Here is a 12,380-nt window from a genome sequence, read left to right as displayed (position 1 = left end):
GCGGCGGGTCGGCTCACTCGGGCCGGCACGCCGCGATGATCCTTGCGGCGACCTCGTCCTGCGAGGCGGAGCCGTCGATCCGCACCAGGAGCTCGCGCTCGTCGTAGACCTCCGCCAGAGGAGCCGTCTCGCGCTCGTAGACCTCGATCCGGTTCCGCACCACCTCGGGGTCGTCGTCGGCGCGGTCCTGCTCCTGCGCCCGCACGTGCAGCCGTTCGAGGACCACGTCCGCGTCGGCCGTCAGCAGCACGACGCACGAGAGCGGCGTGCCCCGCTCCTCGAGGAGCTCCGCCAGCGCGTCCACCTGGGCGAGCGTGCGCGGGTAGCCGTCGAGGATGAACCCGTCCCGGGCGTCCTCCTCGGCGATGCGCTCGGCGACCAGGGCGTTCGTCAGCTCGTCCGGCACGTACTCGCCGGCCTCCACGAGCGCCCGCAGACGCCGTCCGAGGTCGGTGCCGTCGGCGACGTGCGCGCGGAACAGATCGCCGGTGGAGATCGCCGGCACCCCCAGCTCGCGCGACAGCACGGCCGCCTGGGTGCCCTTGCCCACGCCGGGCGGGCCCATCATGATGACGCGCATCGCTCGTCCTCCTCGGTGTCGTCAGGCGATGCTAGCGGTGCGGAGCGGGGTGGCCGGTGCACACCGCGCCCGTAGGCTGGCGGGACGAGCCGAGGAGGAGCGATGCCCGCAGCACCCGGGGCCGAGCAGGCCGCCGCCGATCTGGCCGCGCTCCTGCGCGAGGTCTCCGCCGAGCTCGACGCCCGCGGCATCGCCGACCAGGCCGTCGCCGAGCTGCGGACGCCGCGCGCGATCCTCGGCTTCCGCCGCAAGCCGGTGATGGCGCCGGTGACCCGCGCGTGGCGCCTCGGCGTGGTGCTCCTCGGACGCGAGGGCGAGCTCCTCGCGACGGGATCGGTCACTCGTGCCGTCGCTCCGCTGCACGCCAACAACCAGTCCGAGTCGCAGGAGGCGCGCCGCGAGATCCGGCGCGCCGCCTTCGACGGTCCGTTCCAGGAGGGCGAGATCGTCAACTACGGCTGGCGGCGCCTCGCACTGGACGCCGCAGCGCTCGAGTCGGGCCAGGAGCCGCTGGCCCTGCGCGGCTCCGAGGTGCTCGTGCGCTGGGCGCCCGGTCTGGGCGAGCAGGGACTGATGCCGCTGCGCCGGTACCTGGCCGACCGCCTCGACCTCCTCGAGGCCGACTAGCGCCGGGTCACTCCTCCTCGGCCACCGGGTGGAACCACGGCGGGTAGACGGCGACGCGGGGAGAGGCGTCGATGCCCTCGAAGAGAGCCTTGACGCGGTTGCGGGCGGCGACCGACGCCACGCCGACCGTCGCGACGCCCTCGAGCGGGAAGCGCTCGGGCACGAGCGCCTCGGCGCTGCGCAGGGCCGGCTCGTCGACCAGGAGGCGCGCGAAGGTGCGCACGAGCGCGTCGCCCTCGGTGAAGCGCGTGAGGACGTGGGAGGCGTCGCCGTCGCTCAGGACCGGGGCGGAGGCGAGCGAGCCCACCAGGACGACGTACTGCGAAGCGGTGGTCTCGTGGGCGCTCGGCGACCAGTGCGGAGCGACCCGCTCGCCGCGCAGGTCGGCCCAGAGGGCGGCGTCGGGGGAGAGGAAGAAGGGCACGAAGCCGGCGACGCTGACGCCGTCCTTCACCTGCACGGCACGGCGGTGCTCGCGGGTGGTCTCGGCGCTGACGTCGATCGCGGGGCGCTCCTGGAGCTGCTGGTCCGCCAGGATCGCGCCGGCGGCGACGATCGCCTCGAGGTTGTCGAGGTGGGTGACGTGGTAGATCCGCTGCGCGGCGATGTCGACCTTCGGCAGGGGCTTCTCGCGCGCCGTGCCGCGGGCGGCGGCACGGGCGGTGGCCGCACGGGAGGTCCCGGGCACGCGCGCGGGGGCGCGGGTGGCACGGCCGACCTGCTCGGGGAGCTTCTTCGGGGTGCAGACGTCGCAGAGCGCGATGTCGAGGCCGTGGATGCATTCGGTGGGCACTCTGGATTCCTTCTGCGCGCGGGCTCGGGGTTCCGCCGCAGGGACGACGTTACGCGACCGGGGCCCCCGCGCGTCCCGGCGGCGGGGATCTGCGGAGCCGCGGCGTCCGCCCGGGCATCATCTGGGAGGCGCCGGAGCACCGCTCCCCGCCGCGTAGCGTGAGCGGGATGAAGCGCGTGCCGCCCGCCGAGGGCCAGGAATCCGTCTGGGACTACCCGCGACCCCCGAGGGTCGAGACCACCGCCGAGCACGTGGTCGTGCGGCTGGGCGGCGTCGTCGTCGCCGAGTCCCGCGACGCTCTCCGCGTCCTCGAGACGAGCCACCCTCCCGTCTACTACCTCCCCGTGTCCTCGTTCGCGCCCGGGGCGCTCGAGCCCGCGCCCGGCCGCAGCATCTGCGAGTTCAAGGGCGCGGCCTCCTACCTGACCGTGCGCGGGGGAGGAGGAGCGGTCGCGGAGGCGGCGGGCTGGACGTACCCCGAGCCGATGGCCGGCTTCGAGGCCCTCGTCGACACCGTCGCCCTCTACCCCGGCCGGATGGACTCCTGCACGGTCGACGGCGAGGCGGTCCAGCCGCAGCCGGGCGACTTCTACGGCGGCTGGATCACCTCGCGCGTGGTCGGTCCGTTCAAGGGCTCGCCGGGCACGATGTTCTGGTGAATCAGACGGGGGAGGGCGGACCGAGCGGGTCCTGGACGAGGACCGCTCGTGCGGCGTCGATCCCCGAGGCCTCCAGCGTCCATTCCGGCCGTACCAGGGTCTCCTGCGTGACGCGGAACCGCAGCTCCTCGACCGGCGCACCGTCCGGACCGACGATCCGGTGCGTCCCGTTCGGCCGGTAGCCGAGGGCCTCCGAGACCCGGATCGAGCGGGTGTTCCAGGCGAGAGCGGCGCTCTCGGCGACCTCGGCTCCGAGGTGGTCGAAGGCGAGGAGGAGGACGGCGGCGCGCATCTCCCGCCCGAGGCCGCGGCCCTGCGCCGAGCGGGTGAGCCACGAGCCCGTGGTCAGGGTGCGGGTGGCGGCGAAGGCCTCGGCGACCACGTCCTGGCAGCCGACGACCCGGCCGTCCTCGACCACGGCGAACGCGACGCGCCACGACTCCCGCGTCGTCTGCGCGCGCTGCGACCAGTGGAAGCGGGCGAGCTCGCCGGGCAGGCGCTCCGCCGGCGCCTCGGCCCAGGGGGAGGGGAACGGCGAGCGGCCGCTCTCGTGCACGCCCGCGAGGGCTGCCTCGGCGAGAGGGCCGAGGTCGGCGTCGCGGACCGGATGAAGCTCGAGCCGCGGCGTGCGCAGCTCCAGCGAGAACAGGGGCCAGGGGTCGGTGCTCATCCGACGACGCTAGCGAGCGGAGCCGCGCACCGCGCGACCAGGCGGGTACCGGTGGTGGGACTCGAACCCACAAGCCCTCTCGGACAGAGCATTTTGAGTGCCCCGCGTCTGCCATTCCGCCACACCGGCTCATCACCAGCCCGTCGAGAATACCGTAGGCTCATCGGCGTGACTGACCAGGAACCCTCGTCGACCGCACCCCGTCGGGTCGTCGTCGCCGAAGACGAATCCCTCATCCGCCTCGACATCGTGGAGATCCTCCGCGACAACGGCTTCGAGGTCGTCGGCGAGGCCGGCGACGGCGAGACCGCTGTGGCCCTCGCCACCGAGCTGCGCCCCGATCTCGTCATCATGGACGTCAAGATGCCCCAGCTCGACGGCATCTCGGCGGCCGAGCGCCTCTCGAAGGCGCACATCGCGCCCGTCGTCCTGCTCACCGCCTTCAGCCAGAAGGAGCTCGTCGAGCGCGCCAGCGAGGCCGGAGCGCTCGCCTACGTTGTGAAGCCCTTCACGCCCAACGACCTGCTGCCCGCGATCGAGATCGCCCTCTCGCGGTACGCCCAGATCCTCACCCTCGAGGCCGAGGTCGCCGACATGGTCGAGCGCTTCGAGACCCGCAAGCTCGTCGACCGCGCCAAGGGCCTGCTCAACGAGAAGATGGGGCTCACCGAGCCCGAGGCGTTCCGCTGGATCCAGAAGGCCTCCATGGACCGCCGGCTCACCATGCACGACGTCGCGCAGGCGATCATCGAGCAGCTGAGCACGAAGAAGGCCTAGCGCGAGGCCGGGCCCGAGGGCCCACGGCCTCAGGGCCAGAGGCGGGTGCGCTCCCACGGGGAGCCGCCCGCCTCCGTCGTTCCCGGGCGGTACTCGAGACGGGTGTGATCCTGCTCCGGCGCGGTCGAGCCCTGCCAGAACTCGATGCGCTCGGGCACGACGCGGTAGACGGCCCACTCCCGGTCGAGCGTCGCCGGCGAGCAGCCCACGGCGACGCTGGTCTGGAGCGTGACGAGGCCGAAGTCCTGCGCGCTGCGCATCGGCTCGCTCTGGCGTCCGACGAGCAGGGCGGTGCGAGCGGCCTCGGAGCGGCGGCGGAAGTCGTCGGCCGACTCCTGCGCGGAGGCGCGCTCGACCCGGCCCTCGACCCGGACCTGACGGCCCTGGACCGGCCAGAAGAAGGTCAGCGCAGCGTGCGGGTTCTCCTCCATGGCGCGTCCCTTGGGGCTGGTGGCATGGGTGGAGAACGCCCAGCCCGCCTCGTCGATCTCGCGCAGCACGAGCACGCGCGCCGAGACCGTGCCGTCGTCGGAGGCGGTGGAGAGCGTGGCGCCGTGGGGGAGGAGCTGGCCCGCGTCCTTCGCCTCCTCGAGCCACTGCGCGAACAGCTCGAGAGGATCGGCCGGAGCCGCCTCCGCATCGAACGAGGGCAGCTCGGAGGGCATGGACGGGAGGCTCTTGAGGAGATGGCGAAGGCTCATCCGCTCAGTGTCGCCCTTCGGGCACCACCGGGCACAGTCGCGCGCCGCTTGACAGTGCCGCTCGCCGCGGTGCCGGGTCCCCGAGCGGCGCGGCCGACCGGTCGATCCCCCGTCGCTCGCAGGCGCGGGCGGTCCCGACGGCGGTCGCGGTCCTGGGCGCGGTCGTCGCCCTCCGCTCCCGCGAGGGGGACCCGTCCGCTCCCGTCAGCGGGCGTCGCGGATGATGTTGGTGATCCGCACGGTGGAGAGGCGGCGCCCCTCCTGGTCGCGCACGACGATCTCGTGGGTGGTGAGGGTGGACCCCAGGTGGATCGCGTCGCAGGTGGCGATCACGAAGCCCGAGTGGACCGAGCGGCTGTGGCTCGCGTTCAGCTCGATGCCCATCGCCAGGCGGCCCGCGCCGGCGTGCACGTTCGCCGCGATCGAGCCCATCGACTCGGCGAGCACGACGTGCGCGCCGCCGTGCAGGATGCCGACCGGCTGCCGGTTGCCCTCGACGGGCATCGAGGCCACCGAGTGCTGCGGGGTGAGCTCGTGCCAGAGGATCCCCATCCGCTCGGCGAGCTCGCCCATGCCGCGGCCGATCCCGGCGACCAGGTCGAGCGCGGGCGGGCGGATCCAGGCGGTCGTGGTGGGGGTCGGCTCGGTCACGTCGCTCCTCGCGCTGGAGCCTCGGAGCGGCCCTGACCGGCGGGCGCGAGCGGGCCGATCCGGTGTCGGAGGCGCTGTGTAGTCTGGCCCTGTGTCAGATCCGGAACAGCCTACCCTCCTGCTCGTCGACGGCCATTCCCTGGCGTTCCGGGCGTTCTACGCGCTCCCGGTCGACAGCTTCCAGACCCGCGAGGGCCAGCACACGAACGCCATCCACGGCTTCCTCTCGATGCTGATCCTGCTGCTGAAGAACGAGAAGCCGACCCACCTCGGCGTCGCGTTCGACATCTCCCGCTACTCGTTCCGCACGCGCGAGTACCCGGAGTACAAGGGCACCCGCGGCGAGACGCCGCCCGAGTTCAAGGGCCAGGTCCCCCTCCTCGAGGAGGCGCTGCACGCCATGAACATCCGGACCGTCTCGAAGGAGGACTTCGAGGCCGACGACATCCTCGCGACGCTCGCCCGCCAGGGGGCCGAGGCCGGCTTCCGCGTGCTGGTCGTCTCGGGCGATCGCGACACCATCCAGCTGGTGACTCCGGACGTCACCCTGCTCTACCCCTCCACCCAGGGCGTCTCGCAGCTCACCCGCTACGACCGCGACAAGGTCTTCGAGAAGTACGGCGTCGAGCCGCACCAGTACCCCGAGATCGCCGCGCTCGTCGGCGAGACCAGCGACAACCTGCCCGGCGTCGACAAGGTCGGCCCCAAGACGGCCGCGAAGTGGGTCAACCAGTACGGCACGGTCGCCGACATCATCGCCCACGCCGACGAGATCAAGGGCGTGGTCGGCGAGAAGCTGCGCGAGCAGAAGGAGAACGCGCTCCGCAACCGCCGCCTCAACCGGCTGGTGACGGACGTCGAGCTCCCCCTCGGGCCGCACGATCTGACGCGCCGTCCGATCGATCCCGACGCGGTCCGCGAGATCTTCAGCCGCCTCGAGTTCAAGACCCTGCAGGAGCGGGTCCTCACGATCGCCGCGGAGGAGGGCGTCGACGGCGCCGCCGCGGCCCTGGCGGGCGACGTGGTCACGACCTCAGCGCCCGCCGTCCGCACCCTGGTCGACGAGGAGCTCGCGCACTGGCTCGACCGCGTGTCGGCGAAGGGCACCGCGCCCGTCGCCGTGCAGGTCCTGCTCGGAGCCGGCGGGCTCGAGGGTGTGGGTCTCGCGGTCGAGAAGGAGACGGCGTTCGTCCCGTGGGCCGCCGAGCGGCCCGACTACACCGCGCTCGAGCAGTGGCTGGCCGGGCCCGCCCCCAAGTACTTCGCCGACGCGAAGCCCCAGATCAAGGCGCTGCGGAGGGCCGGACTCCCCGTCGCGGGGCTCGCGTTCGACACCCGCGTCGCCTCCTGGCTGGTGCAGCCCACCGGGCACCCGGCCACGCTCGCGGCGCAGGTCGCGCAGCACCTCGACGAGACCATGGCGCAGGGCGACCCGAACCAGCTGGTCCCCACCGTCGAGCCGATGGGGCCCGCCACCGAGGCCTGGTACGCGTACCGGCTCGTCGCTCCGCTGCGCGAGCGGCTGGGCGAGGGGATGCTCTCGGTGCTCGTCGACATCGAGCTGCCGATCGTCCAGGTCCTCGCGACGATGGAGCTCACCGGCGTCGCGATCGACGCCGACGTGCTGGCGCGCCTCCGCGCCGAGCTGACCGTCTCGGCCGCCGACCTCGCGAGCCGCGCGTTCGCCGAGATCGGCCACGAGATGAACCTCGGCTCGCCCAAGCAGCTGCAGCAGGTCCTCTTCGAGGAGCTCGACATGCCGCGCACCCGGGCCACGAAGACGGGCTACACCACCGACGCCTCCGCCCTCGCTGACCTGCAGGAGTCCCACCCGCACCCGTTCCTCGGGCTGCTCCTCGAGCACCGCGACGCGACCAAGCTCAAGCAGATCATCGAGACGCTCGAGAAGTCGGTCACCGCCGACGGCCGGATCCACACCAGCTACGACCAGACCGGCACGGCCACCGGCCGGATCTCCTCCAACGACCCGAACCTGCAGAACATCCCCGTCCGCAGCGAGGTGGGCCGCCGCATCCGCACCGCCTTCGTCCACGGAGCGGACGCGAGCACCCTCCTCACCGCCGACTACTCGCAGATCGAGATGCGGATCATGGCGCACCTCTCCGGGGACGCCGGGCTGATCGAGGCCTTCCACTCCGGCGAGGACCTGCACCGCTTCGTCGGATCGCGGATCTTCGGCGTCGATCCGGGCGACGTCACCTCGGCCATGCGCAATAAGGTCAAGGCGATGTCGTACGGTCTCGCCTACGGCCTGAGCGCCTTCGGCCTGTCGAAGCAGCTGCGCATCTCGAGCGCCGAGGCCAAGCAGCTGATGACCGACTACTTCGTCCGCTTCGGCGCGGTGCGCGACTACCTCCGCAGCGTCGTCGAGCAGGCCCGCGAGACCGGCTACACCGAGACGATCTTCGGTCGCCGGCGTCCCTTCCCCGACCTGCAGAGCGCGAACCGCGTCCTCCGCGACAACGCCGAGCGGGCGGCGCTCAACTCGCCGATCCAGGGCTCGGCCGCCGACATCATGAAGCGGGCGATGATCGGCGTGCAGGCCGACCTCGACGAGCAGGGGCTCGGCTCGCGGATGCTCCTCCAGGTGCACGACGAGCTCATCTTCGACGTCGCCCCCGGCGAGGAGGAGCCGCTCGAGGCGGTCGTCCGCGGCCGGATGGCGGGAGCCGCCGACCTGAGCGTCCCGCTCGAGGTGCAGGTGGGCCACGGGTCCGACTGGGACGTCGCCGCGCACTGAGCCGGCCGCAGCGCCTGGCTAGGCTCGGAGGCATGAGCACCGACACCCCCCGCGAGCCCACCGCCGTCGACGCCGTCGCCGAGCGCTGGGTCGACACGCTCGTCGACCTCGACCCCACCCTCGGCACCGCGATCGGACGCAGCGGCGCGAACGGCCGTCTGGGTGACTACTCGCCGGCCGGTCTCGAGCAGGCCCGGGCGGCGACCGCCTCGGCCCTCGCCGAGCTCGAGGCCGCCGACCCCGTGGACGACGTCGACCGCGTCACGGCCGCCGACCTCGGCGCCGAGCTCCGGCTCTCCCTGGAGGGGCACGACGCCGGTCTGCCGCTGCGGGACCTCAACGTGATCGCGTCCCCGGCGCAGGAGCTGCGCGACGTCTTCGACCTGATGCCGACGGACGAGGTCGCCGACTGGGAGGCGGTCGCCGAGCGGCTGCTGGCCGTGCCGGCCGCCCTCGAGGGCTACGCGGAGACCCTGCGCGAGGGGATCCGCACCGGCGTGGTCCCCGCCCGCCGCCAGGTCGAGCTCGTCGCCGAGCAGGCGCGGAAGATCGCCGCTCCCCGGGGGTTCTTCGCCGAGCTGGCCGCGGAGGCCGCTCCCGCCGCCGGATCCCTGCCCGCGTCGCTCGCTCAGCGACTGGAGGACGGCGCCCGCCGTGCCTCGGCCGCCTACGGGTCGCTCGCGCAGTTCCTCCGGGGCGAGCTCGCCCCCGCCGCGACCGAGCAGGACGCCGTCGGCCGGGAGCTGTACGCGCTGCACTCCCGCCGCTTCCTCGGCGCTGTCGTCGACCTCGACGAGACCTACGAGTGGGGGATCGAGGAGTTGGCCCGCATGACGTCCGAGCAGGAGGCGATCGCGCGCGAGATCCTGCCCGGCGCCTCCGTCGCCGAGGCGATCGCCCACCTCGAGGCGGACCCGGCCCGCACTCTGCACGGCGTCGACGCTCTGCAGGCCTGGATGCAGGAGACCAGCGACCGCTCCGTCCGCGAGCTCGCCGGCACCGCCTTCGACATCCCGGAGGAGGTGCGCCGCCTCGAGTGCAGGATCGCGCCGACCCAGGAGGGCGGCATCTACTACACCGGTCCGAGCGACGACTTCTCGCGCCCGGGGCGGATGTGGTGGTCGGTCCCGGCCGGAGTCACCGAGTTCGCCACCTGGCGGGAGCTGACCACGGTCTACCACGAGGGCGTCCCGGGCCATCACCTGCAGATCGGCCAGGCCGTCCACAACCGCGCCCGCCTCAACACCTGGCGCCGTCAGCTCGCCGGGACCTCCGGCCACGCCGAGGGCTGGGCGCTCTACGCGGAGCGGCTGATGGAGCGCTTCGGCTACCTCGACGACCCGGCCGACCGCCTGGGCATGCTCGACGGCCAGCGGATGCGCGCGGCGCGCGTCGTGCTGGACATCGGCGTGCACCTCCAGAAGCCGATGCCGGGCTCCGGCACCGTCTGGACCGCCGAGTCGGCCCTCGACTTCATGCGGGCCAACGTGAACATGGACGACGCGTTCGTGCGCTTCGAGGTGAACCGGTACCTCGGCTGGCCGGGGCAGGCTCCGTCCTACAAGATCGGGCAGCGGATCTGGGAGCAGCTGCGCGACGAGGCGGAGGCGCGCGAGGGCGCCGCGTTCTCGCTCGCGGCCTTCCACCGGAGGGCGCTCGACCTCGGCGGCGTCGGTCTCGACACCCTCCGCTCCTCCCTCGCCGGCTGACTCCGGAACCCGCGCCTGGACGGGCGCGGCGAGATTGCCGTGCGCCTCCCGGGGCGTCTAAGCTGGGGTGTCACATCTGTGGCGCCGCCGTGCCCGCGGCGCGCGAGGAAGGCCGGTCCTCCGGCCGGCCGAGCGCGGCTCCCGGGCCGGAGGCACATCCCTCACCACCGCAGTGGTCACCACTCCGCCGAGCCGCGAGGCCCGCAGGCGGCCGCCGCCCGAGACCCATCCATCCTGGAGCATCCCTTAATGACAACCGCAACGACCGACAAGGCAACCAAGCAGGTCGCGATCAACGACATCGGGTCTGCTGAAGACTTTCTTGCCGCGGTCGAAAAGACTCTGAAGTTCTTCAACGACGGAGACCTCATCGAAGGCACCGTCGTGAAGATCGACCGCGACGAGGTCCTCCTCGACGTCGGCTACAAGACCGAGGGCGTCATCCCCTCGCGCGAGCTCTCCATCAAGCACGACGTCGACCCCTCCGAGGTCGTCAACGTGGGCGACAGCGTCGAGGCCCTCGTCCTCCAGAAGGAGGACAAGGAGGGTCGCCTGATCCTGTCCAAGAAGCGTGCGCAGTACGAGCGCGCGTGGGGCGACGTCGAGAAGATCAAGGAGTCGGACGGCGTCGTCACCGGCTCGGTCATCGAGGTCGTCAAGGGCGGTCTCATCGTCGACATCGGCCTCCGCGGCTTCCTCCCGGCCTCGCTCATCGAGCTGCGCCGCGTCCGCGATCTCACGCCGTACCTCGGCCAGGAGATCGAGGCGAAGATCCTCGAGCTCGACAAGAACCGCAACAACGTGGTCCTGTCGCGTCGCGCGCTCCTCGAGCAGACCCAGTCCGAGAGCCGCACCACGTTCCTGAACAACCTGCACAAGGGTCAGGTCCGCAAGGGCGTCGTGTCGTCGATCGTCAACTTCGGTGCGTTCGTCGACCTCGGCGGCGTCGACGGTCTCGTCCACGTCTCCGAGCTCTCCTGGAAGCACATCGAGCACGCCTCCGAGGTCGTCGAGGTGGGCCAGGAGGTCACCGTCGAGATCCTCGAGGTCGACCTCGACCGCGAGCGCGTGTCGCTCTCGCTCAAGGCGACCCAGGAGGACCCGTGGCAGGTCTTCGCCCGCACCCACGCGATCGGACAGGTCGCGCCGGGCAAGGTCACGAAGCTGGTCCCGTTCGGTGCCTTCGTCCGCGTCGCGGACGGCATCGAGGGCCTCGTCCACATCTCAGAGCTGTCGGGCAAGCACGTCGAGCTCGCCGAGCAGGTCGTGTCGGTCGGCGAAGAGGTGTTCGTCAAGGTCATCGATATCGACCTCGACCGTCGCCGCATCTCCCTCTCGCTCAAGCAGGCGAACGAGAACGTCGACCCCGAGGGCACCGAGTTCGACCCGGCGCTCTACGGCATGGCCACGGAGTACGACGACCAGGGGAACTACAAGTACCCCGAGGGCTTCGACCCCGAGACCAACGAGTGGCGCGAGGGCTTCGAGTCGCAGCGCGAGGCCTGGGAGCAGGAGTACGCCGCTGCTCAGGCGCGCTGGGAGGCCCACAAGGCCCAGGTGGCCAAGTCGCAGGAGGAGGCGGCCACCGTCTCCGAGGGCGTCTCGGTCGGCGCCGGCTTCACCAGCGAGTCGACCACCGGCGGCACCCTCGCCGACGACGAGTCGCTCGCCGCGCTCCGCGAGAAGCTGTCCTCGAACAACTGATCGCGAGCACATCGCATCGAACGGCCGGTCCCCTCGGGGGCCGGCCGTTCGGCGTTCCGGGCGACGGCGCTGGGTAGGGTGGCCGGGTGCATCTCGTCGCCCTCACCGGAGGCATCGCCTCGGGCAAGTCCACCGTCGCCCGCCGTCTCGCCGAGCACGGAGCGGTGGTGGTCGACGCCGACGTCCTCGCGCGCGAGGTCGTCGAGCCGGGGGAGCCGGCGCTGGCGGCGATCGCCGAGCGCTTCGGCCCGTCCGTGATCGGCGCGGACGGCGCGCTCGACCGCCCGGCGCTCGGCGCGATCGTCTTCTCGGACGCGGCGGCCCGCGCCGACCTCAATGCGATCACCCATCCGGCGGTGACCCTCCGTTCGCAGCGGCTGTTCGCGGAGGCCGCGGCGGCGGACCCGGCAGCGGTGGTCGTCTACGACGTCCCCCTCCTGGCCGAGGGCCGCGGAGCGGGGGAGTTCGACGAGGTGGTCGTCGTGCACGCGCCGCAGCACCTCCGCATCGAGCGTCTCGTCGCCCTCCGGGGACTGACCGAGGAGGAGGCACGTGCGCGGGTGTCGTCGCAGGCGAGCGACGAGGAGCGCCTCGCCCTCGCCAACGTCGTGATCGACTCCTCCGGCACGCTGGAGGAGACGCTCGCTCGGACCGACGCGCTGTGGGAGCGTCTCGCCCGCTGACGGTCCGTCCCGGACACCCGCCCTCGTGGCCGAGCGGCCCGGCCGGAGAGCGCACCCCCGTTCGC

At 72.5% G+C, this 12,380-nt stretch carries 12 protein-coding genes and 1 tRNA gene; 7 read left to right on the top strand and 6 right to left on the bottom strand.

Annotated elements, in window-relative coordinates; translation table 11 throughout:
• Nucleotides 1-13: 13 nt before the first annotated feature.
• Nucleotides 14-580 carry an adenylate kinase gene (locus GTU71_RS05320; RefSeq protein WP_104221879.1) on the bottom strand — a complete coding sequence of 189 codons (567 nt, stop codon included), beginning with the start codon at nucleotides 578-580 and terminating at the stop codon, nucleotides 14-16.
• Between the two features lie 102 nt (nucleotides 581-682).
• Here GTU71_RS05320 and GTU71_RS05315 point away from each other — a divergent pair, with 102 nt between their 5' ends.
• The gene (locus GTU71_RS05315) at nucleotides 683-1,207 is read left to right on the top strand and encodes a hypothetical protein (protein ID WP_104232649.1); all 525 of its coding nucleotides are present in this window, start codon (nucleotides 683-685) and stop codon (nucleotides 1,205-1,207) included.
• Between the two features lie 7 nt (nucleotides 1,208-1,214).
• Here the strand turns inward: GTU71_RS05315 and GTU71_RS05310 are convergent, their stop codons facing one another.
• On the bottom strand, nucleotides 1,215-2,000 hold the full coding sequence (locus GTU71_RS05310) for a DarT ssDNA thymidine ADP-ribosyltransferase family protein (protein WP_104221883.1): 786 nt from the start codon (nucleotides 1,998-2,000) through the stop codon (nucleotides 1,215-1,217).
• A 167-nt stretch (nucleotides 2,001-2,167) separates the two neighbouring features.
• On the opposite strand from GTU71_RS05310, the gene GTU71_RS05305 reads away from it, so the two are divergent.
• The gene (locus tag GTU71_RS05305) at nucleotides 2,168-2,659 is read left to right on the top strand and encodes a DUF427 domain-containing protein (protein WP_159939441.1); all 492 of its coding nucleotides are present in this window, start codon (nucleotides 2,168-2,170) and stop codon (nucleotides 2,657-2,659) included.
• Nucleotide 2,660: 1 nt separating this feature from the next.
• Here GTU71_RS05305 and GTU71_RS05300 read toward each other — a convergent pair whose 3' ends face one another.
• Together GTU71_RS05300 and GTU71_RS05295 are read right to left on the bottom strand one after the other, a co-directional pair.
• Complete coding sequence (locus GTU71_RS05300) at nucleotides 2,661-3,329, bottom strand: GNAT family protein (RefSeq protein WP_159939440.1); 669 nt, start codon at nucleotides 3,327-3,329, stop codon at nucleotides 2,661-2,663.
• A 46-nt stretch (nucleotides 3,330-3,375) separates the two neighbouring features.
• Nucleotides 3,376-3,458: transfer RNA gene (locus GTU71_RS05295), tRNA-Leu, on the bottom strand.
• A gap of 39 nt (nucleotides 3,459-3,497) precedes the next feature.
• On the opposite strand from GTU71_RS05295, the gene GTU71_RS05290 reads away from it, so the two are divergent.
• Nucleotides 3,498-4,106, top strand: a complete 609-nt coding sequence (locus GTU71_RS05290; RefSeq protein ID WP_104221889.1) for a response regulator — start codon at nucleotides 3,498-3,500, stop codon at nucleotides 4,104-4,106.
• A gap of 29 nt (nucleotides 4,107-4,135) precedes the next feature.
• On the opposite strand, the gene GTU71_RS05285 is transcribed toward GTU71_RS05290, so the two are convergent.
• Entirely contained in the window at nucleotides 4,136-4,807 is a 672-nt protein-coding gene (locus GTU71_RS05285) for a pyridoxal 5'-phosphate synthase (RefSeq protein WP_104232645.1), read from the bottom strand.
• Between the two features lie 204 nt (nucleotides 4,808-5,011).
• A complete protein-coding gene (locus GTU71_RS05280) occupies nucleotides 5,012-5,380 on the bottom strand; it encodes a hotdog fold thioesterase (RefSeq protein ID WP_104222132.1) in 369 nt (122 codons plus the stop codon).
• Nucleotides 5,381-5,549: 169 nt separating this feature from the next.
• On the opposite strand from GTU71_RS05280, the gene polA reads away from it, so the two are divergent.
• From polA to coaE, 4 genes are all read left to right on the top strand, one after another.
• Entirely contained in the window at nucleotides 5,550-8,219 is a 2,670-nt protein-coding gene (polA, locus tag GTU71_RS05275; RefSeq protein WP_104347762.1) for a DNA polymerase I, read from the top strand.
• 32 nt (nucleotides 8,220-8,251) lie between these two features.
• Complete coding sequence (locus tag GTU71_RS05270; protein WP_104232643.1) at nucleotides 8,252-9,928, top strand: DUF885 domain-containing protein; 1,677 nt, start codon at nucleotides 8,252-8,254, stop codon at nucleotides 9,926-9,928.
• A gap of 249 nt (nucleotides 9,929-10,177) precedes the next feature.
• On the top strand, nucleotides 10,178-11,632 hold the full coding sequence (gene rpsA, locus GTU71_RS05265) for a 30S ribosomal protein S1 (RefSeq protein ID WP_104221897.1): 1,455 nt from the start codon (nucleotides 10,178-10,180) through the stop codon (nucleotides 11,630-11,632).
• Nucleotides 11,633-11,718: 86 nt separating this feature from the next.
• A complete protein-coding gene (gene coaE, locus GTU71_RS05260; RefSeq protein ID WP_159939439.1) occupies nucleotides 11,719-12,315 on the top strand; it encodes a dephospho-CoA kinase in 597 nt (198 codons plus the stop codon).
• Nucleotides 12,316-12,380: the final 65 nt, after the last annotated feature.

This window comes from Rathayibacter sp. VKM Ac-2762, from assembly GCF_009866585.1.
Lineage (GTDB): Bacteria > Actinomycetota > Actinomycetes > Actinomycetales > Microbacteriaceae > Rathayibacter.
This window is presented reverse-complemented; position numbering and strand designations above follow the sequence as displayed.

What these genes read in the sequence shown, in the direction of transcription:
- GTU71_RS05320 (WP_104221879.1), bottom strand. Translation starts at nt 580, where the DNA reads ATGCGCGTCATCATGATGGGCCCGCCCGGCGTGGGCAAGGGCACCCAG.
- GTU71_RS05315 (WP_104232649.1), top strand. Translation starts at nt 683, where the DNA reads ATGCCCGCAGCACCCGGGGCCGAGCAGGCCGCCGCCGATCTGGCCGCG.
- GTU71_RS05305 (WP_159939441.1), top strand. Translation starts at nt 2,168, where the DNA reads ATGAAGCGCGTGCCGCCCGCCGAGGGCCAGGAATCCGTCTGGGACTAC.
- GTU71_RS05300 (WP_159939440.1), bottom strand. Translation starts at nt 3,329, where the DNA reads ATGAGCACCGACCCCTGGCCCCTGTTCTCGCTGGAGCTGCGCACGCCG.
- GTU71_RS05285 (WP_104232645.1), bottom strand. Translation starts at nt 4,807, where the DNA reads ATGAGCCTTCGCCATCTCCTCAAGAGCCTCCCGTCCATGCCCTCCGAG.
- GTU71_RS05280 (WP_104222132.1), bottom strand. Translation starts at nt 5,380, where the DNA reads ATGGGCGAGCTCGCCGAGCGGATGGGGATCCTCTGGCACGAGCTCACC.
- GTU71_RS05270 (WP_104232643.1), top strand. Translation starts at nt 8,252, where the DNA reads ATGAGCACCGACACCCCCCGCGAGCCCACCGCCGTCGACGCCGTCGCC.
- rpsA (WP_104221897.1), top strand. Translation starts at nt 10,178, where the DNA reads ATGACAACCGCAACGACCGACAAGGCAACCAAGCAGGTCGCGATCAAC.